Below are 21089 nucleotides of genomic sequence, written 5' to 3' on the forward strand. Positions count from 1 at the left end.
GCATGAGCAGAACGATTTTTTGTACATTTTTACAACGTGAGGCCGAAGGCCAGGATTTTCAGCTGTATCCGGGCGAGCTGGGAAAACGCATTTATAACGAAATATCCAAGGATGCCTGGGGCCAGTGGCAAACCAAGCAGACGATGCTGATCAACGAGAAAAAACTCAGCATGATGAATGTGGAAGACCGCAAGCTGCTGGAAGAAGAGATGAAAAAGTTTCTTTTTGAAGGCAAGGACGTGCAAATCGACGGCTATACGCCGGAAGATCAGTAATCGCGCAGGGGCCTGCCGGCCCTGATAACTCACGCTCCCGACACGGCCTGATATGATGAAGAAACTGCTAGCTTTGCTGTGCATCGCTCCGCTGCTGATCTCTTGTTCCAGCAACAAAGGCAGCGAAGATGCGGAAGCCTATGTCAAAGACACCAACGCCTTTGATATTTTGATGGGGCAATTCGCCAATAACATCGAAAACATCTGGGGCATCAACGAAGTGTTGATCGCCGGCCCCAAGGATTACGTAAAGTATTCCGACCAATATCTGACCCGTAGCCACGTCAACTTCGATGCCGGTACGATCACCATCGAAACCATCAACCCGACTAACTACGAAGCCAGCCTCCGTCAGGCTATCGTCACCACCCTGCTGATGGGCGATGACGCCAGTAACGCCGACCTGTATTCCGACGCCAACGATATTCAAATCAGCCGTGAGCCGCTGCTGTATGGGCAGGTGCTGGACAACACCGGCGAACCTATCCGTTGGGAAGGCCGCGCGGTCAACTTTGCAGACTATCTGATCCAGAACAAGCTACAACGCCGCACGGCCGGTGTGCATGTGATTTGGACGGTAACCATCCAGCTGGTGCCGAACCATTTGGACAAACGTGCCCACAAATATCTGCCGCTGGTCCGTAAAGCCGCAGATCGCTACGGCATCGAGCCTTCCCTGATCCTGGCTATCATGCAGACCGAGTCGAGCTTCAACCCCTACGCGGTAAGCCATTCCGATGCATTGGGTCTGATGCAGGTCGTGCAGCACAGCGCAGGACGCGACGTCTTTAAAATGAAAGGGAAATGGGGACAGCCGAGCCGCAGCTACCTGTTCGATCCGGAAAACAATATCGATACCGGAACGGCCTATCTGGCCATGCTGAAAAATGTGTATCTGGCGGGCATTCAGAATCCGACCTCTCAGCGTTATGCCGTCATCACCGCCTATAACGGCGGCGCAGGCAGCGTATTGCGCGTGTTCTCCAGCGACAAAGACGCTGCGGTAAGCGCCATCAACGGTATGTCTCCCAACGATGTTTACCAGACGCTGACGACACGTCACCCTTCACAGGAGTCTCGCCGCTATTTATATAAGGTGAATTCGGCGCAGAGAAACTATCGTCGCTGATGACGCACGTCGAACCTCTGGCCAAGCCGGAGGTTCGTCCGTGGAGGCTCGTCTTCAAAACACAATGGTTGAGGATGTAGTACAAAGGTTTGATGCTTAATCACGGTTGTTGATGCGTCCGAGGCCCTCCATTGACTGACGAATTTACCGTCAGCACCAACAGGAAACCTGTCTATAAGCAAATGCTATGCCCAACCTATTGAATAGCAATAATCACTACAAAAAACCAAAAAGCATTCTATATAGCACTATTTTTTTATAATAACGCATGATCATTATCTTTATTTTATACATTACTGGCGCAGACAATTTTTGCCTAGGATGCCAAGAAAAGGTAGCATCGCAGACGTTTTTCAATTCCTGCCCCTGCATGCCGCTAGGGACTGGCGGTATATGCAAAGGCCGAACTTTAACGGTTAACTCATTAAATAATATGTCATTTCTTTCTTATGAATGATAAGAAACGGGATCTGGACGGGTAATGAACAAGCACAAAAGCAAAGACTCTGAACGCCATGCGGCTAAGCGGCGCTGGCTCGATTCACATGAAGTGGGATACCACAAAACAATGGGTAACAGGCAGGTTCAGATGATCGCCATCGGCGGCTCTATCGGTACCGGTCTGTTCTTAGGCGCGGGCGCTCGTTTACAGATGGCTGGCCCTTCTTTGGCCCTCGTTTATCTCGCTTGCGGTATTTTTTCCTTCTTCATTCTGCGCGCGCTGGGCGAACTGGTTTTACACCGTCCTACCAGCGGAAGCTTCGTCTCCTATGCCCGTGAGTTTCTCGGAGAGAAAGCCTCGTACGTCGCCGGTTGGATGTATTTTCTTAACTGGGCGATGACCGGTATCGTCGATATCACCGCCGTTGCGCTCTACATGCATTACTGGGGCACGTTCGCCGACGTCCCACAGTGGGTCTTCGCCCTCAGCGCACTGGCGCTTATCACCACCATGAACATGATCGGGGTGAAATGGTTTGCGGAAGCGGAGTTCTGGTTCGCGCTCGTCAAAGTCATCGCGATTTCGTTGTTCCTAATCGTGGGGACCATTTATCTCGGCACCGGCCATGAGCTTGATGGCAATCGCACCGGCTTCCACCTCATTACCGATAATGGCGGGCTATTCCCTCACGGTATGCTGCCGGCGCTGGTGTTGATACAGGGCGTGATATTTGCCTTTGCGGGCGTTGAACTGATCGGCACCGCCGCCGGCGAGTGTAAAGATCCCGAGAAAATGCTGCCTAAGGCGATTAACAGCGTTATCTGGCGCGTGGGTCTGTTCTACGTTGGCTCAGTGATCCTGCTGGTGTGTTTGCTGCCGTGGAACGCCTACCAGGCGGGGCAAAGTCCATTTGTGACGTTCTTCAGCAAGTTAGGCGTTCCTTACATCGGTACTATCATGAATATCGTGGTGCTGTCGGCGGCGCTGTCCAGCCTCAACTCCGGGCTGTACTCGACCGGACGTATTCTACGTTCGCTGTCGCTGGGAGGCTCCGCGCCGAAGTTCATGTCAAAAATGAGCGCGCAATCCGTGCCTTACGCCGGGATTTTGGTCACTGTGGGCATCCACGCCATCGGCGTGTTCCTGAACTACATCGTGCCGGCGCAGGTGTTTGAGATTGTGTTGAACATCGCTTCGCTCGGCATTATCAGCTCTTGGGGCTTTATCATTGTCTGCCAGATGAAGCTGCGTCAGGCGATTAAAGCCGGAAAGGCCAAACCGATCAGCTTCAGAATGCCCGGCGCGCCGGTAACTTCCTGGCTGACGCTGGGATTCCTTGTGTCTGTACTGGTACTCATGGCATTCGATTACCCTAACGGCACCTATACCATTTCCACGCTGCCGCTACTTGCCATCATGCTGACAATGGGCTGGTACAGCCTGCGCCGCCAAAAGGAGGATGCGAATTTGGTCAAACAGGAGCACGAGCAGCAGGGGTCCTCAAACTCACAGTAACGTTCCCGACGCCGATTACCGGGGCTTTCGCCCCGGTATGTCCGGTTCCTAATCCGACACCACATGCGCGTATAGCCGTTTCCGCCCATCTTCTTCCGCGACGACGTATACGCCCTGTAGCTCCGGCGCAAAGCCCGGCATCAGGTTCAGACCAGCTTCCAGCGCCAGAAAATAACGCAGCACCGCCCCGCCCCACACTTCTCCCGGCACCACGCATAGCACGCCCGGCGGATAAGGCAGCGCCCCCTCGGCCGCAACACGCCCTTCGGCCTCGTCCAGCGCAATCAGTTCGATATCGCCCCGGATAAAGCAACTGTGCGCTTCTTGCGGCAACATGACTGCCGCCGGGAACTCCGCCTGGCGGAACATCGCTTTCTGCAGGCGCTTCACGTCATGACGCGCGTAAAAATCATGCATTTCCTGGCATAGCCTCCGCAGCGTGTAACCTTCATAGCGCTGATGATGCTTCTGAAACAGGCTCGGCAGAACGTCGCTCAACGGAGCGTTTTGCTCAATCAACTGCTCGAAGCGCACCAGCGCCTGCACTAAATGATGCATCTTGCGGCTATCTTCCGCCGGGGTCAGTAGGAACAGTATCGTATTCAGATCGCATTTTTCCGGAATGATGCCGTGTTCGCGCAGATAGTTGGCCAGAATCGTGGCCGGTATGCCGAACGGTGTGTACTCACCGGTTTCCGCATCAATACCGGGTGTCGTCAGCAGCAGCTTACAAGGGTCGACAAAATACTGATCCTGCGCGTATCCCTCAAAGGCATGCCAGCGCTCTCCCGGTTCAAAAAGGAAGAAGCGGACGTCCTGCGCCATCGCCTCTGTGTCGTGACCCTGCCAGGGTGTGCCGCTCACCGATGTCGGGACAAAAGGCGCGATCATGGAACACCGTTCAAGCAACTGCTTTCGGGTTTCAATGCCCAGCTTCACGCACTCCTGCCACAGGCGGCGACCGCTGGTGCCTTCGTGCATCTTGGCGTTGACATCCAGCGCGGCGAAGAGTGGATAGAACGGACTTGTCGAGGCATGCAGCATAAAGGCATTGTTGAGCCGCTTATGGTTGCAGAAACGCTTCTGCCCCTTGATGTGGGCGTCTTTCTTGTGGATCTGTGACGTTTGGGAAAAACCGGCCTGTTGTTTATGCACCGACTGCGTCACAAATATCCCCGGATCGTTTTCATTGAGTTCGAGCATAAGCGGCGAGCACTGCTCCATCATCGGAATAAACTGTTCGTAACCGACCCAGGCGGAATCAAACAAAATGTAGTCACACAGATGACCGATGCTGTCGACCACCTGACGCGCGTTATAGATGGTGCCGTCATAGGTGCCAAGCTGGATCACCGCCAGACGGAATGGCCTTGCCTCCTCGGCGCGCTCAGGGGCAACCGCCCTGACCTGCTCACGCAGGTAAGCCTCGTCAAAGCAGTGGGCGTCGATGCCGCCAATCAGACCAAACGGGTTTCGCGCCGTTTCGAGATACACCGGCGTCGCGCCCGCCTGAATCAGCGCACCGTGATGATTGGACTTGTGATTGTTACGGTCGAACAGTACCAGATCGCCCCGCGTCAGTAGTGCATTGGTGACGACTTTGTTCGCCGCGGAGGTGCCGTTCAGCACAAAGTAAGTTTTGTCCGCATTAAAGACTTTGGCTGCGAATTTCTGGGCCTCTTTCGCGGCCCCTTCGTGGATCAACAGGTCGCCCAGCGTCACATCCGCATTGCAGATATCCGATCGAAACAGGGTCTCGCCATAAAACTCATAGAACTGACGCCCGGCGGGATGCTTACGGAAGAATTGCCCCCCCTGATGCCCAGGGCAGGCAAAGGTCGTCGTGCCCATTTCGACATACTGGGTCAACGTGTCGAAAAACGGCGGCAACAGCGCATCTTCATACGCCCGGGCCGCCTCCTCCAGCAGAACGGCATGCCCACCTGCTTCGTCCAATGTCAGCCACTCACTATCTGAGGGCAGCATTTCGATACTGCCCTCTTCCGACATGCGCAGCACAAAGGCCGGGATAGAAAACCCCGTGTGATGTAACACTGACAAAATACCGCTGTGAGCTTCCTCAACGGATACCACTACCGCAGCGATATCCGTAAAGTCGGTCTGACTCAGGGCCACTACCGGTCGTTCAGTGATTAAACGGGCGGCAACCGCTGAATTGGCCGCAATTTTCAACTGTTTCATGTAACAAACCCAAACGATCAAGGATGAGTAGATGTGTCCGAAAGACACAGCGCAGGGATGACGTGCCAAACCGTTGCCGGTCGTGTTTCGCCAGCCAATACCATTTAGTGTATGACTCATGCGAAAACCTGCCGAAACAAAGGGGAAATTGGCCCGTTCTATCCGATAGACATCAGTAAAATCAGAGGGATAACTCTATTCTTAATCATGCCTAACAGTGAGCGTCGGCACGCCTCACCGCATGGTGAAGGGAGATAAACTGGAAAAAGAGAATGCTACAGCAGTGTGACCGGAGTCCCGGGACGTCATCAAAGTCGTGGCGCGCAGCGTCTGCACCAGAAGCATTGAGTCCGACATATCAACGACCCTCGATAATCACAGATGAAAGGAAAGTCAAAAACCGCGCAATAGTCGCACTATTTTTTATCCAATTCAAGAAAGCCACGGCCGCCTAAGCCGGGAAATCTAAAATAGCCCTCCCCCCATCTGGCTAGCAGTACTTCTACATGGGAGATCACGACATTGTTTGAAAATAGAGCAAGCAGGCGGCGTAAGGCAGAAACCCGTTGACGGCTCCGGTGATATACGGTTTAATGCGCCCCGTTGCCCGGATAGCTCAGTCGGTAGAGCAGAGGATTGAAAATCCTCGTGTCCTTGGTTCGATTCCGAGTCCGGGCACCACTTATTAAAGAAACCAGCCTGATGGCTGGTTTTTTGCTTTCAGAGATACGGACTCTCCATCGAACTTCGTTCGATTATTCACCGCAAGCGGCTCACCCCTTTGGGGCCAGCGCGTAAACCGCGCTGTTCAACGCCTACGGCGTAGTCCGAGTCCGAGTCCGAGTCCGAGTCCGAGTCCGAGTCCGAGTCCGAGTCCGAGTCCGAGTCCGAGTCCGGCACCACCTTTCCTTTTTTATTCCTCCTTATCAATCCCTATATTTATGTGATTCAATAAGTTGGCGTGAAAATCTTTCCCGATGCGTTTTGATTTATCCCTTCGTATCGGGGAATTTGTGGGTCAGATTGCGGGTCATTCAGTTCGATGAACGGGAGTGACCCTCATGTGTTAACTGACAGCAAAGTCCGATCCGCGAAACCTCTCGCAAAATCTTACAAGCTCACTGACTCGCAAGGCCTGTACCTCACGGTATCCACCAGCGGCGCTAAGTTATGGTATTTCCGTTATCGCTTCGCCGGTAAAGAAAACCGTCTAGCCTTTGGCCCCTATCCCCAGACTACGCTGGCGGAAGCCCGCGAAAAGCGCAATGCCGCGCGTAAGCTGCTGGCGTCCGGACTCTGCCCTTCTCAGCTTCGTAAATCGAACAACCCCGCCGTTGAGGAATCCCGTACCTTTCAGTATGTCGCTCTGGCATGGCACACCAGCAGTCTTAAACTCTGGTCGGAAGCCCATGCCGATAAAATTCTCACCTGCCTGAAACGCTACGTTTTCCCTGCCATTGGCGCAATAGATATCGCTCAGGTTGAAACCCGCCATCTGGCGCAGCTTATGAAGGCGATTGACGATAGAGGCGTGCATGACGTCGCCGGACGGGTGCGGCAGCATCTGACCAAAATCATGCGCCACGCCGTACAGCAAGGTGTCATCAAATACAATCCAGCTTACGATTTGGACGGAGTCGTGACCCCGGTAGCGACCCAACATCACCCCGCCCTGCCGCTGAAACGCCTGCCAGAGCTGCTTGAGAAGATTCGTAATTACAAAGGCAGGGAACTGACCCGTCTGGCGCTGGAGCTGAATCTGCATGTCTTTCTGCGCTCCAGCGAGTTACGGCTTGCCCGTTGGGACGAGTTCAACCTGAAAGCCCATATCTGGACCGTACCTGCCCAGCGTGAGGCAGTAAAAGGTGTGAGGTTCTCAGAGCGTGGCGCAAAGATGAAGGATGAACACCTGGCGCCGCTGTCACGACAGGCGGTTGCCCTGCTGAAACAAATTCAGGCGATTTCTGGCGAGTCAGTATTCGTTTTTCCAGGCGCTCGCACGCTGAACAAGCCAATGAGTGAAAACACCATCAACAAGGCGCTGCGCGTGATTGGCTATGACACCAAGACAGAAATTTGCGGCCACGGCTTCAGGACTATGGCCTGTAGCGCCCTGAATGAGTCCGGATGCTGGTCAAAGGATGCCATTGAGCGGCTGATGAGTCACAAAGAACGCAACGGCGTGCGGGCTGCTTACGTGCATAAAGCGGAGCATCTGGAAGCCCGAATCGAAATGATGCAGTGGTGGTCGGATTATCTGGACGTAAACCGAGAAGGATATGTCGCGCCGTATATTTATGCTCGAAGTTACAAAAGAGAAGATTGATTGCGGCTAACGCGCTGCGCTTGTTGGCTCCGGACGGGCTTTCTATGTGGTAGAAAACCCGGTCAGGAGCGTTGTCGTAAAACCATTCGTGCATTCGGCCAAGCGTTCCTTACATGTTAGGGTTTGCTATATCACTGACTCCCCCCCGTTCAGCCTTTTGGTTCAATACTGCGCGGGTCTGGAGTTCCTTACGCAGAACACACTTTATCCACGTTGACCGGCGCACATATTGCCGATAAGCGCCCCCCTGGTACTCAACACCCGGCTCACAGGCCTTTGATTTTGCCGCATCTGCCGTTCTGCTAGGCAGACGTTCTGCGGCCTTTTGGCCTTCTGACGGATAATAGTCTTTCAGAATATCGCACTCTTTCTGACTCCAGCGTGAGGGCCGTTTTATACCCAGTTTATCGGCCTTTGCAAGAATGGTTCCCCGCGTTCGGCCCGGCAGCAGCGCCATGACATCCTGCATGGGCATACCGGCAGCGTAATGCACGTAAATCACCGCTTTTTCCTCTTCAGTCCAGAGCTCTGCCTTCCTTCTGGTGACGCCTGTCTTGCAGGCTGAGCATGCCACAGATGAAGCGGGCCGGCCTGGGCTGACGCCAATGTCTGCCGCGGTCCGCGGTCGCGTAGTGATTTTCCACATAACGCATTTCCTGCAAAGTCCAGCGCGACCGGCGATTTCGGCACTCAGCGGGATTTTTCATCTGTCTCTCTGCCCAGCAGGGCATAACGCGCCAGTAATTGCTTCAGGTGCAACGCAGTCTGCGAACGCAACGCGGCCGGGGCAGGCTGGTCTGTCGGTTGCTGCGCCATCTGGCGCAGTTGCTCTTCGACCGGTACCGTCTGGTTAAATGCCTGGGTTATCGTAAACACTTGCGATTTCAGTTCGCTAACCGTCATGTATTTTCCCCTCTGACCATCCAGCTGGTTCAGCCTGTCTGTCAGCCGTTGCAGCTGCGCCATGCCTTGCTGCCAGCCACCTAGACTGTCCGGCGGCGTCGCAGAGGCAACCAGTTGCTGTTGCCACTGCCGCGAGACAGCGTCAGCTACCTCGGTGTCAGGCCACAACACCCGCACCTGCCGAACCAGCGCGGTCCCGTGTGCCAGTGGCCAGTCTGGTGGCATCGCAGCCAGCTGTTCCAGTTGCTGCTGTGTCTGTTTTACCCACTCAGTGTGCTCTTTCAGCCATGGCGGGTTCGTTCGCTGCAGCGAACGCAGGGCCTCCTCCGGCAACGGAGCCGGCGGGAGGGCCACTGACGCCATCAGCGCGTCCTGCTGCGGATTACTAGTCAGAGCGGCATGCCCCCACCACAATAAACCGCCCATCAGCAACGTGGTCAACATGCCGGACACAAAGGGTTTCCAGGGTTTTACGCCCCAGGCAGGTGCCACGCTGACCCGGGGCGCTGACGCAGGCTGCACCACATACACCCACGGAGACGACATTTTCCCGGTGTCTTCCCGGGATACTGCCGCCTTCGGTGTCACAAAGACAGGTGATGTCGTGAGGTTCCCGGTATCGCCGCTATTGTTTTCCAGGCGAACAGCCACGGTGTGAAGCTGCTGACGCAGGTCGTCCGTGCCCGTCTGATGCTTCAGTTCCAGACGCTGCAAGGCTTCAGTGATGGCGGTAAGATGTTTTTCAGCCTGATACAGTGCGCCTAAATCGGTGTAACCCCACGTCTGCGTACGCCCGAATTGCTGCAGACGCTGACTCAACCCCGCCAGTATGTCGATACGCGCATGGACCGGCCGCGGCCAGAGATTTCCCCACTGCCGGGTGACCAGTGCCTCCAGAATGGACAGCCCCTCATTCAGCCCGGGCAATCCCGCCATGTGGGTACGCGCCAGTGTGTACCCGGCAGCCGTCTGAAGTTCGACGCCGTTATGTTCAAACAGACTGAGGCAGCATTTTTCCACCTGTCGCCAGTCGATATCCGGGCGCGCCGGATGCGTCAGTTTGCTCAGCTCATCGCGCAGCGCGGTGAAATCAGGGAACGATCGGGGATCCCCTCCCGTACGGATATATCGTGGTTCAGTGCTTTGCATTGCGGCGTTATCTCCGAACATGCAGGTAAAAAAAAGGGCCCGGCTCCTGATAACAACCCCATTGCCGGTTAAGGCAGCAAGGGGGCAATCACCGTGAAGAAAGCCTCCTCATCGAACGCCACTCGCTGCCCGCCTGGGTTGTGGGCAGGTGTGTACGTCCAGCTCTGACTTTCGGCCGAACGCATAAACAACCGGCACAGAGCAGATGCCGGTTCACCGGCGGCAAGGGTCACGTCCACACACCCTGTCACGCCCTGCCCGTATAAAAACACCGGCGTGAATTTCACCACCCGGTTTTCATAATGAAGTTCAAAGCAGGGAACCGTGAATGCGCGGTTGCTGATGAGCATTTCGGTCAGGGCGCAGTGACGGGTAATGAGCCGTATCCCGGTTTCCGCAAGCCAGGTTTCGGTGTTTTCCTGGAGTGCGCCGAGACGCTGACAAAACGTAGCCAGGTCGGCCTGGCCTTTACTTGCGTATGTGTCTGTGCGCGGCTGGTTATCCTGAAGCTTTTGCAGAAATTGTGCTTTTGCTGACATAGATAGTGTTCTGACCTAAAACAGAGGATTGTGTCGAACTACATCCGGGCCTGGCGACCAAGAAAGTTTTGCTGTTTCATATGGCGTATGAGCACACGGCCTTCGGGCATAAATTCTGTACCATAGCGCACAAGGCCCACGCCTTTCAGTTCAGCATCAATGGCATAGCGCAACTCGCCCGGTTGCGTCTGTTCAAGCAGGACAACGTTAATACTTTTCAAACGTGGCTCATATTTGAGCAGGACGGCAGACAACGTGCCCATCAGTTCATGAGCCGTTCCCGGCATGCCCTGCAGTATTTTTGTCATATCGGGCAAACCATAGTCCGGCAGATGCGCCAGCGTTCCCGCACGGCAGTTAAGAATGCGCTGCATATTATCCAGTACAGAGAGGATGACCTGATTTCCTTCACTGACCTGGTTGAGACCAAGGCCACCGGTAAAATGACCGGTGAGCATTTCATACAGCGAAGGTGTGTTGTGTTCCTGGGGCATCATTCGTCCTTGAGCGGTTGCAGCGTCAGATGGTTATTACCCGCTTCCAGAATGCGCGGCTTATCCGGATCAAGGTCTTCGCGCTGAATTACATACTTCCAGGTGTTGTTGACCATATCCGGGTGACGGAATAGCCCCACTACGGCCACAAACTGCGCACCTGCTTCCATTGGCATGTCGAGGCTCACATCTCCGCCCGGCTTCACCACCACATCACGGCTCGCCAGCAGGTCAGCTTTCAAAATGGTCTCCCCATCTTTCAGCAGCTGCTGGTAGACCGCTTTGTCGAAAGTTTTGCGGCCTTTCAGCTGGTAGACACGGACCACCACCGATTCGGACAGCGAATTACTCTCGCGCGAATCGGTATTCAGCGCTTCACGGGCGGTGAAATCCAGGTGCAGTAGCTTAATCTTTTTGTAGAACATGGCGTTAAATGCTGATTTGGTGCCATCAGTGATGCCCTGCGTCACCCCACAGCCCGCCAGACCGAATGCCAGCAGCGGTAACAGCCAGCGCGAAGTTTTAGTTAAATTTGTACGTAACACGTCGGTTTCCTTGTTGTGGTGTCGCAGGCTCCAGCCCGGCGTAGTAACCCAGTTCGGTCGTAAAGGTCTGCGGGATATCCTCCAGGAGGTCTTCGCCTTCCGCGCCCAGCACGCCATTCATGCCGAGCCAGAAGGGACCTTCGCCGAGCGGCGGAGCGGCCAGCAGACGGGTGGCGGTGGTCAGGGTAATTTTGGCCTTGAATCGCCAGCCGAAGTACACCCGCAGCATCACCAGAAAGTCTTGGTACAGCAGGCCATCCGGCTTCCAGCTCTGTGATTCCTGTTCGTTTTCGGTGTACAGGGCAATCAGTAACTGGCTGTTGGCATCCATTGCTTCGTCACCCAGCGGCGTATTACCGTCCAGCAGAAAATCGTCATCGCCGTAAAAGCCCAGCGGCTCACTGACCTCCACCGGACGCAGACAGTAAGGGCTGACCTTCACAATGGTATCCGGGGCCAGCAGGGTCACCAGCGCCTGCATCCCCTCCTGGGTTTTACCGGGCTGCTGCAGCACGCCCAACAGCGACAGAAAGCGCGACACCGGGGTAGCGATATGCTCTGCGGTGCCCGGTATGCCCAGCCCCACCAGGCCCAGAAGCGACTGCGAAATGCTGTCGGTACCGCCGGGCTCAAACGTGGCCGGGTACGAGTATTTACGCCAGATGCGATAAAACTGCGTCAGGATGCGATGACTGAAGATGTCCAGAAAACCCTGCAGCGTCTCATGCCCTTCCCGGCGCTGGGTGATATCGTCGAGATAGGCGGTTGGCAGCGGCGAATCAACGCCGTACATCCCCATAAACGTGGCGCGAATGAGCGGTGGTTTACTGTCATCCTCTTCGTCATACTCAACGGCTTTGAGTTCGCTCGCCGGAAAGCCCATCCCAGGATGCGGTGCAAAGCGCACCGGGTCGTCTCCGGGATGACTGGTCGAGCCCATCAGCGGCCGGTCCGGATTACGTTTCTCCAGCAGCTGGCATAAGCGGTAAAAATTAATGCGGTGAAGGTCGGCTTCCAGCCGCGGGGTCAGCCGGGAATGCGGCGGTTGTGCTTCTCTTCCCATTCCAGGCGTTCTCCGGTCGGTTGCAGGATGATTATCAGGCGGTTAAACAGATAGATATCGGTGTACAGCGCAAAGAAGCGGCTCAGCATCTCGCCGAACAGACAGATATCGCCGCGCCCGGCAAAGCCGTGACTGTCCAGCGTCACCTCAATCTGCACCCCGCGCACCAGATACCCTTGCTCAAAGCGTTCCGTTTCACTGTGCCTCACATCGATAATCGCTTCCAGACGACGGCGGTTCATCTCGCTGTCAGTCCACTCGTACAGCGCCAGAGTGCCGCGCAGCACGTCGGCATTATCCATCATCGACAGGAAGCCGCTGCCGAGATGGCTCAGCACACGCCAGTGAAAGCGGTCCTGCGCCGGTGGATAACAGGGCAGCGTCGGTGCGCACAGATTGCGCACGACAATACTGGCTGAGGTCGTTTTCATCACCGTATCCAGCACCGTGCTTTGTAGCGCGCGGCGTGGCAGCTGGCCGTTGGTGCCGGTGAGCGTCAGGGAGAGGCTTTCGTCTTCCGGTACGGTGTGGTTATCAAAGGCTTCACCGCCGAGGATAAGCCAGGTGTTATGCAGCCCGGACGGGCCGCGGCGCACGCGGGTGTGGTAGTAATACTCCGGGGCTTCATGACGCATCATCCCCCCCTTGTGGCGGAAGCTTGAGAATGGCACGTAGGTATGCTGGCTCGATGACATCACCGAATCGACCGCGTAAATCTCAGTATGACCATCCTGCACGCGCATTGGGCGCAGCATGTATTCGGTCTGCAACGAGTTGAGCGTCAGCGGGTCAGATTCCAGCGGGAACAGGTTAATCACCGGCACACAGTTCAGGCGCAGGTGTTTTTCGGTGAAGTTAAAGTCATGCTCCCAGCGTTCTGCCAGCACCACGTCGATTTCAAACCAGGGAAGCTCGGCCGGGAAGGCTACTGTCTCCAGCCCACGGAATCCGGTGAACATGAATTTTTCGCGGAAGGTGAAGTATTCCAGCAGCAACTGGTAGCCGCTGAAACTGCTGTCACCCTTCGGCCAGAGAGCGTCATCATCGCCAAACCCCAGCGCGGTGAAATACCCGTCGAGCGGTCTTCTGTCCATGTCACCCGGCATCCGCAACCAGAGGCGCGCCGTGTTCATGGTAAAAGCTTCATGCATCGCGCAGGCCAGCGGTGCATCGGCATTAAAGTAGAACGGGATCTGGCTGAGATCGACACGGCTCCAGTCGGCAAGATGACTGCAGTTAAAGCGCAGGCTGATGACCGAACGCCCGTCAGGGTCAGTCGACAGGCGGGCATGCTCCAGCGACAACGGCTGAAGGGTGATTTCTTTGGTAGTGGTGTAGCGGCAACGCGTGCCCTTTTCACCGATCGGCCGAGAGTTCACCTCGAAACCTTTGACAATGCGCATCTGCTCTTTCATTTCGCGCCAGTCGGGGGTGAACTCCACCACCGACATTGACGGAATGGTGCGCAGGTAATGTGGCCACAGCAGGCTGACCAGCCCTTCGGTCAGTTCAGGCAGGTCATCATCGAGCTTTTCACGCAACCGTCCCATCAGGAAGGCAAAGCCCTCGAACAGGCGCTCTACGTACGGATCGCGCGCGCCCGCTTTATCGAGGTTGAGCATTGCCGCCTGCTCGGGGTGAGCACGGGCAAACTCTTCGCCGGCTTCCAGCAGGTAGCGCATTTCGGCGTCATAATAACGCAGGGTTAAATCGTCCATAAAAACCTGAATATGTGTGTTTTAAAGGTATGCCATATCTTCTTACCCGCAAAGCACCGCACTGCTGGCCGGATCGAGGGCAATCAGACCCGCCAAAAGCTGGTCCATCTCCGGCTGTAACCGAGATTTATCGATTTCACTGCGTGTGGCTTTCATACGCAGCAGTCTGAGGCGACGCGATTTCACTTCAAACAACAGTGCTGGTGTCCACTGCGTGAGGGTGATTGACTGTGCGGCACTGTCGAGCTCGCCCAGCAGATGCAGGGCCAGTTCATTCTTGCCCTTCTGCTCGGCCACACGGGCCATCAACAGACGCAGCAGCCATTTGTCTTTTGTGGTGTCAGTGCCCGGGCGAGTCTGCAGCCAGTGAAGTGTGGAATCCAGACCGTCAGTGTCCGCTTTCTCCAGCGCTTCCGGCTCGAGGGCCAGGATATCGTTACCCGTCTCACCAGCGGCACTGGCCGGCTCATCACGCCAGCCGGACATATCGTCCAGCACGCTCTGATTTATCCAGTTCAGTGTGACCTCATCGGCAAACGGCGTACCGTCGTTAAAGGCCAGGGTTTCAAGCCCGGTAAGGCGGCGCAGCAGCCCTTTCAGGTCGGCGGTGATGATGTCAGCCAGCACATCCTGCCCCGACTTAATCAGGGCCTGGTGGATATACCACTGCAAATCCAGCCAGAGGTGATTGGCGCCACGCGAGAAGGTGCTGTCCGCTTGCTCCAGTATCTCCAGCCAGCTCTGCTGCAGGTACAGGCGTTTGAGCATGGCCCGCTGGTCAGCCCGCGGCGGTTCGATGCGCGTTTTCCCTTCAGCATCCGGTGCCGGGATAGCGCTCAGCGTGTCATGACGTAGGCTTTTCATCAGCCGGTGTGCTGCCAGCCAGCCATCGGGTTGCTCACGCAGATACCCGGTCAGTGTACGGGCCTGGGCCAGCAAATCCTGACCGGAGGTAATGCGGCTCAGAACTGGCGCGTCGGACTCGATTGTATGCGTGGATGTCTGTGACTGAGCCTTATTACCTGCGTTCTGCGGTACCACGGCATCCACACCACCGGCCTTCATCAGGCGAGATTCCAGCGCGCTGTATAGGGCATTCAGCTCTGGCCGTGACGCTTCCGGCTCTGTCTCAAGACTGTCGCGAATAAGCAGCAGCGCCCCGGCGGTACGCTGCGCATCCTCGCGTACGACCTCCGGGTACAGTGACAGACTGTCCAGGACACGGGTACCGGCGAGCCATTCCAGCGCGGCCTTGCGGCTGCGGTCCCGCTGCGGGTGAAGCTGCATGCCATAGCGCTGAAGTAATCCCGCCAGCAGTTCAAGCCCTTCGGCAAAGCCGGCTTCGCCGTCATGGTGCAGACGCGCCCAGCAGTAGTAGGTAGCAATCCGGATATCTTTGGCGGTAGTGGTCAGCAGCTTTTCGGCAAGTGTGCAAATCAGCCCGGTATCAATCCCGGAGAGTTTATTGACCTCCTCGCGGATGCGCTGAAAATCATCGTCATAGCCGGGGTCTTCTCCGGTCGGACTCGCTTCAATGACCGGGGCAAGCCAGGGCTGCCAGTTTTCGGTGCGGGACTGCGCCTGTTCTCTGAGCAGGGTTTCATCCGCCTGACAGGCGGCAACCAGATTGTGCAAAGTGCTCATTATTCGACTCCGTCCATGTCACTGTTTCCGGTGTTAGCCATCAGCGCCTGCGCGGTGGCCGCGCTGTCGACACTGAATATCTGCTCCGGCAGCGTGAACCCACGCAGCGCCAGCAGCGCCAGCGGACCTTTTCCGAGTTGTGAGCGCAGTACCCACTGCAGGGTTCGACCATCCGGCGTGGTGAAATTCATCATCCACTGGCTGCGGTCAAGCTGCTGACGCTTACTCAGGTCCAGCCAGCGAATAAAACCCCAGGTCCCACTGTAATCCCCGAACAGACGCGCACCGGCGTTGACTGAGGTCCAGGTCAGCATGGTCCCAGGCTTGTAAGTGTCTCCCGGCCAGCGGAAGCTCTGCCAGTCGGCCATCTGGTTGAAGTAGTGCAGTTTTTGTCCATCTATTGTTAGTTGAGTCTCCACCACCTGCGGTACCGGGCGCGCCTGAAGCTCGAAGCTGATGCCCTGACTGCCGTCGGTAAACAGGATGTCCGACAACTCGCTCAACTGATTAATCGCCCGCAGGAAGGCCGGGTTAAAGGTCAGCCCTTGGCTGTTGACCTTATCGGGTACCCACTGGCTGCCCTCTTTGTGAAGCACACCGCTGAGTTCAGTAGTCAGAAAGCGTTCAATACGCCCGCTGTCCTTACGCACAAATTCAGCCAGCATCGGCAAAGAGGCATCACTTTTACTCACAGCGAACGGGAAGCGCCCGTCAAAGGCCGTGTGCCAGTTCGCCACCACGGAGCGGCTCCACTTGTCATTCAGGCTGGCCGCCGACGGCTGAAGCACGGTCACCCAGGCCTGGGTCAGCGGCTGCACAAACATCGTGCTGCCAAACCCGCTCCACTCTTCGCCGAGGCTTGCCGAAATCAGACTCCCGTACTGCTGAGTATCCGTGAGGTCCACGCTTTTTCCCTGGAATACGGTCTGCGCCAGGGTCTGCATCATCTCCTGCGGATCAGAGGCGCTGGCCACCTGTTGCAGGCGCAGACGCACGCGAGTGATGCGGGTCAGATACGTCTGCAGGCTCAGGGAGTTGTCAGCCGCCATGACGTTGCTGCCTTTGTTTTTACCCAGAAGCTGAAGCAGTGGGCCAAAGGTTTCATCGAGCGGCCCCTGCGGACCTGACGCAGACTGGTCAATCGCAGGTTTGTCTTTTCCGCCTACGAGGTCTTTAGCCGATTTGATGATGGAATCCGAAAGACCTTCGCTTTTCTGGCCGGTCTGCCCCTGCCAGGCGAGAGTGTTCATCAGGGCAATCAGCGGCGACTGGCGGACATCGCTCATCAGCGTCAGCTGGTCGGTGACGTCCGCAATATTGTTCGCCGGATTAAGCCGCAGGCTGTTGAGGAAGCTCAGCCAGCTGCCGGCAAAGTCAGTGAAGTAACGTTGTGTCAGACGCGCTTTCAGGGCTTCCGGCGACAGGTCTGAGGAGACGGCTCTCCGGCTGTCGCTCAGCACCCAGTCGATTTCATCCCGGCGGGAATTTGCCGCCTTTTCGATAGCCTGCTGAATGCCCCCTTCCCACGCCTGGCGGGTAAACATGCCCGGCACCACTTCATCCGTGATGAACAGTCGACGGGCATCGGTACCGCTGGTCATGTCTTCCAGAGAAACATCGGCGAAGTTACGGCGTACGGATTTGAGCATGTTTTCATACAGGGTGCTTTCCGCATTGCGGCGACCAATCTGCTGCAACAGCACCTGGCGGCTCTGGCTCACCAGCTGCGCATCCGGGGTGATTTTCCACTGTGGCTGCTTTGGCAGTTCGGTGATGTAGAAGGCCCACAAATCCGGCGACAGGCTTTGCCACAGGCCGGGTGAGATGCCCATCCGCGTCGGCTGCACGGTTTTCAGGGTCTGCGCGTAATACGCGCCGTCGGCTTTATCCGGACGGGCCATCATCAGCCAGGCTTTCAGCTGGTCATAACCCGGTTTTGCCAGCTGTGCCCGCTGGTCGCTGTTGGGGGCAGAGTTTGCCAAAGCATTTAGTTTCTGTGTCAGCGCCTGATTCGCCGGGTCGCGTATCAGGCGATTGTTCGCCACGCCGTACCAGGGCAGCATTGCGTCGAGCAGCTGCTGGTTATGGTTCAGACCGAAACGCTGATACCAGGGCGCCCCATCCTGAATACGGTGCTGCAGGCGACCGGCATCATTACGCAGCGTATGCAGGGCGGTCAGCTGGTAATCCGATACGGAAGGATGCTCCACCAGTGCATGAGCCTGCTGCGCCACAGAGACTATCTGCTGGCGGTTGACCGCGAACGACAGCAGCGTTCCCGCCCCCCAGACACCGACAATTGCCATCAGCGTCCAGGCAAGCGTCTGTTCCCACGCCATCCCGACACGGCGGCCACGCACGCGGGTACAGTCGTCCACGATACCCTGCCAGCTCACCGACAGGGTCAGGGCATGGCGCTGTGATTCGGGGACATACTTCTCAGCGTCGGCAGGTGCCGCACCAGCGGTACCCTCTGACATATCAGCAAATTGATTCTCCGGCAGGCTGAACATCAGGCCACGCAGCGGCACTCGCTGCTGGGAAACAGAGAGCCATGGCAGCAGTTGCTGAGCCCAGCGGGCGATACCGCCGTCTTTGAGGTGCTGGCCCAGGCGCAGCAGGAAGTCGTGGCGGTTGTTCTCGGCGACCTGGCTCACCCCCTGCGCCCGCAGGGCCGGCAGCATCAGTTCAAGCTGGCGGGTAATATCGTCTTCTTTTGCGCGCAGCGGGAAACTGGCCCCGACCGTCTGTTCAGGGCGGTTTGCCTGCGACCAGTTGCTGTCGCACAGCTGCCACAGCCAGACCGGGGCGGAATAACGCAGTAATTCGCTGATTTTTTCCAGCCCGCGTAAATCGTTGTCGCTGGTTTGTGGGGTCAGGTTAAGCGACTGTGGCATAACGCGGACAATCCCGTCCAGGGGACGCCCGCGACGCAGCTTGCGCAGCGCGGCGTATTTTTCCTTGTCCGGCTCAGTTGACAGACTGCCGCCGTAAATCAGCACGGTACGGTTGCCTTCAAGCCACTGCTGCTGTTGCAGGCCGGGAACCAGCTGTTCAATTGCGGCTTCGTCGCCGGTGATCAACAACAGGCGGGCTTTATGGCGCCAGAAGAACGAGTACCGTCTTCTGAGATGCTTGCTCAGTGCTGAAAAATCATATTGATCCGACGTTCTTTCTTCATTGTGATTGTTTTCACCATCAGGCGTAACGGGAGAGGGATTTTGTTGCCTGGACAACGTAAAAAATACCAGGGTGCATAATGTGGCGGTCAGGATGATGAAACCTGCCAGCACATACCAGAAATTATCGTCACCACTACCGGAGGGCAACTGCGTTGTCTGTGCAAAAATAAAGAGTATCATCAGCAGGACTGCCACGATGAGTAGCCCAGCTCCCAGTGGCTTTGAAACCTTTTTCATGCCGGTTATTCCTTTCCGGAGTGTCGTGCAACCCTGATAAATTCTGGGCGCTGGAGACGGGCTGTAATTCGTCTCAGCAAAATGGCCAGCCCAGGCAATGTCACTATCAGTGACAGCAGAAGAAGAGTGATCCCTGACCAGGAGAATGCAGTTGAAGGGAAATAGCGGATCATCAGGCTGTACAGCCCGGCATTAAGCAGTAATGCCATCAGAACAGCCCCTCCGGGAAAGGGTGGCTGAATAACGAAATGATCATGCCCGACTGCGGGGGCGGCGTTTCCGAGCGTCACTGCCCAGGCATCATCTTCACCTTCGAGAAGAAGCCACTGGCCGGCGGGGCCATAAGCAGCCATCTCAGCCGCAGCCCCAATCATTGCCCAGCCAGCAAGACCGCCATACCGGACACTGGCGGTGTCATAGTCAATGACACCGCCAGTGCCAATGCTGTCGTACAGAGGAACCGACAGATCATTCAGCACCCTGCTCACTGACTGCCGTGGCGCATCTGACAGTCCACTGTGCCAGACAAGGTGTTTCGTGCTGGCAGGCGTGAGGGCCATATCCCGTAATTCACCGAGTTCCGTTGCAAGCGTACGGATGTTGAGCGGCATCGCCCGGAAAATCCGTAACGCATTTTTTCCTTCACCTTGATTTAGCATCGACGGATGCACCATAAACAACGCGCTGGCAAATTCAGACAGAACATCATCGGGTAGCCGATAGTGCATCGCCAATATGAGTACGGGCCGCTTTATTGGTCCCATAAACTGATTCCAGTCATCAAAGGATGAGTCTGCGTCCTGAAAATGAATCTCAGCTTTCCAGGGAGGGAAACCTGCTGACCAGATACGATGGAATGATTGAGATTCACGGTCTTTGTCGCTACCGTTGGTCTGAACAATAATCTGGAGTGGGCCGGAAGGATATCGCCGCCGAATCGAGGGCATTATCTGAGCAATGAGATGACAAAGTAGCTGCTCAAAACGTGAAATACCGGGCGTAAGGGGGTCGTCCGGCAACAGCGTTAAAGGCGGTGTGTCCGCACTATCCCCTTCTTGTGTATGTGCAAGACGAGACAGCAATCCCGTATCTGCAGCGATGAAAACATGGCTGAGAATGACAAGATGCTGATGCGCGCGTAAGCGCCACTTCAGACGCGTGTTCCGGCACCACTCATTCCAGTTCCAGACACGGATTGCCAGCGTTTCCCAGCAGAAACTGTAGACCGCTATGGCTGCCGAAATGCCCACAAATGTCCAGGTCGTCAGTGGTAACCAGTACCCGCTACTCAGCGAAGGTAATCCTGTTGTTGGTGATTTCAACACAGCAACAACTAACCCAATGAAAAGACCCAGTACAATAATCAACAGACAGACCCAGGGCGACCAGGCCGTTGCTGGCTCTTTTTCAGGTATTTCCGGCAAAGACCATCCCATCAGCCAACCTCCACATCTTGCATACTTGCAATGACGCTCGCGCCGCACTGCGTTTTACAGTTGTGTAATACAACCCCACGCCCGTTTTCTTCATAGGCAGAAACATCACATTCAATAATATTATTTGAGCCATGCTCAGGGCATGAAACAGTATCATTCAGGAGCGCAGCATTTTTTCCGGATATTTCGAAACTGGATGAGGCTGATGTGACTTTGCCACCATGAGAGGTAGCGTCCCCTAATACGACAACATATTTACCCATATTTCATTCCTTAGGATTAAGGTATAT

The 21089-nt window shown here is 56.0% G+C and carries 16 protein-coding genes and 1 tRNA gene; 5 read left to right on the forward strand and 12 right to left on the reverse strand.

The features are described 5' to 3' along the window. Positions 1–2: 2 nt before the first annotated feature. The 3 genes from BLU64_RS02575 to ansP all read left to right on the forward strand — a co-directional run bounded on the left by BLU64_RS02575 (position 3) and on the right by ansP (position 3361). Positions 3–275 carry an oxidative damage protection protein gene (locus BLU64_RS02575; protein ID WP_026742974.1) on the forward strand — a complete coding sequence of 91 codons (273 nt, stop codon included), beginning with the start codon at positions 3–5 and terminating at the stop codon, positions 273–275. Between the two features lie 55 nt (positions 276–330). After that, positions 331–1404 carry a membrane-bound lytic murein transglycosylase MltC gene (mltC, locus tag BLU64_RS02580; protein WP_026742975.1) on the forward strand — a complete coding sequence of 358 codons (1074 nt, stop codon included), beginning with the start codon at positions 331–333 and terminating at the stop codon, positions 1402–1404. A gap of 481 nt (positions 1405–1885) precedes the next feature. Beyond that, a complete protein-coding gene (gene ansP, locus BLU64_RS02585; protein ID WP_026742976.1) occupies positions 1886–3361 on the forward strand; it encodes an L-asparagine permease in 1476 nt (491 codons plus the stop codon). Between the two features lie 48 nt (positions 3362–3409). Here the strand turns inward: ansP and BLU64_RS02590 are convergent, their stop codons facing one another. Next, positions 3410–5563: an ornithine decarboxylase gene (locus BLU64_RS02590; RefSeq protein ID WP_026742977.1), complete on the reverse strand. Its 2154-nt coding sequence runs from the start codon at positions 5561–5563 to the stop codon at positions 3410–3412. Positions 5564–6168: 605 nt separating this feature from the next. Between BLU64_RS02590 and BLU64_RS02595 the strand changes: the two genes are divergently transcribed. Continuing rightward, positions 6169–6244: transfer RNA gene (locus BLU64_RS02595), tRNA-Phe, on the forward strand. A gap of 382 nt (positions 6245–6626) precedes the next feature. Next, the gene (locus BLU64_RS02600; RefSeq protein WP_074727837.1) at positions 6627–7889 is read left to right on the forward strand and encodes a tyrosine-type recombinase/integrase; all 1263 of its coding nucleotides are present in this window, start codon (positions 6627–6629) and stop codon (positions 7887–7889) included. 109 nt (positions 7890–7998) lie between these two features. Here the strand turns inward: BLU64_RS02600 and BLU64_RS02605 are convergent, their stop codons facing one another. The 11 genes from BLU64_RS02605 to BLU64_RS02655 all read right to left on the reverse strand — a co-directional run bounded on the left by BLU64_RS02605 (position 7999) and on the right by BLU64_RS02655 (position 21062). After that, positions 7999–8535, reverse strand: coding sequence for a hypothetical protein (locus BLU64_RS02605; RefSeq protein ID WP_026742979.1), 537 nt, complete (start codon positions 8533–8535; stop codon positions 7999–8001). Between the two features lie 44 nt (positions 8536–8579). Further along, positions 8580–9941: a VasL domain-containing protein gene (locus BLU64_RS02610; protein WP_074727890.1), complete on the reverse strand. Its 1362-nt coding sequence runs from the start codon at positions 9939–9941 to the stop codon at positions 8580–8582. Positions 9942–10009: 68 nt separating this feature from the next. Beyond that, entirely contained in the window at positions 10010–10480 is a 471-nt protein-coding gene (locus tag BLU64_RS02615) for a hypothetical protein (protein ID WP_026742981.1), read from the reverse strand. Between the two features lie 38 nt (positions 10481–10518). Then, positions 10519–10974, reverse strand: coding sequence for a type VI secretion system baseplate subunit TssE (gene tssE / locus BLU64_RS02620; RefSeq protein ID WP_074727839.1), 456 nt, complete (start codon positions 10972–10974; stop codon positions 10519–10521). Continuing rightward, the gene (gene tssJ, locus BLU64_RS02625) at positions 10974–11519 is read right to left on the reverse strand and encodes a type VI secretion system lipoprotein TssJ (RefSeq protein ID WP_026742983.1); all 546 of its coding nucleotides are present in this window, start codon (positions 11517–11519) and stop codon (positions 10974–10976) included. Before tssJ ends, tssE begins: the two co-directional genes overlap by 1 nt. After that, the gene (tssG, locus tag BLU64_RS02630) at positions 11497–12582 is read right to left on the reverse strand and encodes a type VI secretion system baseplate subunit TssG (protein WP_026742984.1); all 1086 of its coding nucleotides are present in this window, start codon (positions 12580–12582) and stop codon (positions 11497–11499) included. The genes tssJ and tssG overlap by 23 nt, the downstream gene beginning before the upstream one ends. Then, positions 12546–14300: a type VI secretion system baseplate subunit TssF gene (tssF, locus tag BLU64_RS02635; RefSeq protein WP_074727841.1), complete on the reverse strand. Its 1755-nt coding sequence runs from the start codon at positions 14298–14300 to the stop codon at positions 12546–12548. The genes tssG and tssF overlap by 37 nt, the downstream gene beginning before the upstream one ends. A gap of 42 nt (positions 14301–14342) precedes the next feature. Further along, on the reverse strand, positions 14343–15944 hold the full coding sequence (gene tssA, locus BLU64_RS02640) for a type VI secretion system protein TssA (RefSeq protein ID WP_026742986.1): 1602 nt from the start codon (positions 15942–15944) through the stop codon (positions 14343–14345). Then, the gene (locus BLU64_RS02645) at positions 15944–19363 is read right to left on the reverse strand and encodes an ImcF-related family protein (protein WP_074727842.1); all 3420 of its coding nucleotides are present in this window, start codon (positions 19361–19363) and stop codon (positions 15944–15946) included. Before BLU64_RS02645 ends, tssA begins: the two co-directional genes overlap by 1 nt. Before the next feature lie 5 nt (positions 19364–19368). Next, a complete protein-coding gene (locus BLU64_RS02650) occupies positions 19369–20799 on the reverse strand; it encodes a hypothetical protein (protein ID WP_026742988.1) in 1431 nt (476 codons plus the stop codon). Further along, on the reverse strand, positions 20799–21062 hold the full coding sequence (locus BLU64_RS02655; protein ID WP_026742989.1) for a PAAR domain-containing protein: 264 nt from the start codon (positions 21060–21062) through the stop codon (positions 20799–20801). The genes BLU64_RS02650 and BLU64_RS02655 overlap by 1 nt, the downstream gene beginning before the upstream one ends. Positions 21063–21089: the final 27 nt, after the last annotated feature.

Origin of the sequence: Lonsdalea quercina, from assembly GCF_900107885.1 — a bacterium.
Taxonomy (GTDB): Bacteria; Pseudomonadota; Gammaproteobacteria; order Enterobacterales; family Enterobacteriaceae; genus Lonsdalea; species Lonsdalea quercina.

Coding starts and splice junctions, on each gene's coding strand:
- BLU64_RS02575 (WP_026742974.1), top strand. CDS start 3: ATGAGCAGAACGATTTTTTGTACATTTTTACAACGTGAGGCCGAAGGC.
- mltC (WP_026742975.1), top strand. CDS start 331: ATGAAGAAACTGCTAGCTTTGCTGTGCATCGCTCCGCTGCTGATCTCT.
- ansP (WP_026742976.1), top strand. CDS start 1,886: ATGAACAAGCACAAAAGCAAAGACTCTGAACGCCATGCGGCTAAGCGG.
- BLU64_RS02590 (WP_026742977.1), bottom strand. CDS start 5,563: ATGAAACAGTTGAAAATTGCGGCCAATTCAGCGGTTGCCGCCCGTTTA.
- BLU64_RS02605 (WP_026742979.1), bottom strand. CDS start 8,535: ATGTGGAAAATCACTACGCGACCGCGGACCGCGGCAGACATTGGCGTC.
- BLU64_RS02610 (WP_074727890.1), bottom strand. CDS start 9,941: ATGCAAAGCACTGAACCACGATATATCCGTACGGGAGGGGATCCCCGA.
- BLU64_RS02615 (WP_026742981.1), bottom strand. CDS start 10,480: ATGTCAGCAAAAGCACAATTTCTGCAAAAGCTTCAGGATAACCAGCCG.
- tssE (WP_074727839.1), bottom strand. CDS start 10,974: ATGCCCCAGGAACACAACACACCTTCGCTGTATGAAATGCTCACCGGT.
- tssG (WP_026742984.1), bottom strand. CDS start 12,582: ATGGGAAGAGAAGCACAACCGCCGCATTCCCGGCTGACCCCGCGGCTG.
- tssF (WP_074727841.1), bottom strand. CDS start 14,300: ATGGACGATTTAACCCTGCGTTATTATGACGCCGAAATGCGCTACCTG.
- tssA (WP_026742986.1), bottom strand. CDS start 15,944: ATGAGCACTTTGCACAATCTGGTTGCCGCCTGTCAGGCGGATGAAACC.
- BLU64_RS02645 (WP_074727842.1), bottom strand. CDS start 19,363: ATGAAAAAGGTTTCAAAGCCACTGGGAGCTGGGCTACTCATCGTGGCA.
- BLU64_RS02650 (WP_026742988.1), bottom strand. CDS start 20,799: ATGGGATGGTCTTTGCCGGAAATACCTGAAAAAGAGCCAGCAACGGCC.
- BLU64_RS02655 (WP_026742989.1), bottom strand. CDS start 21,062: ATGGGTAAATATGTTGTCGTATTAGGGGACGCTACCTCTCATGGTGGC.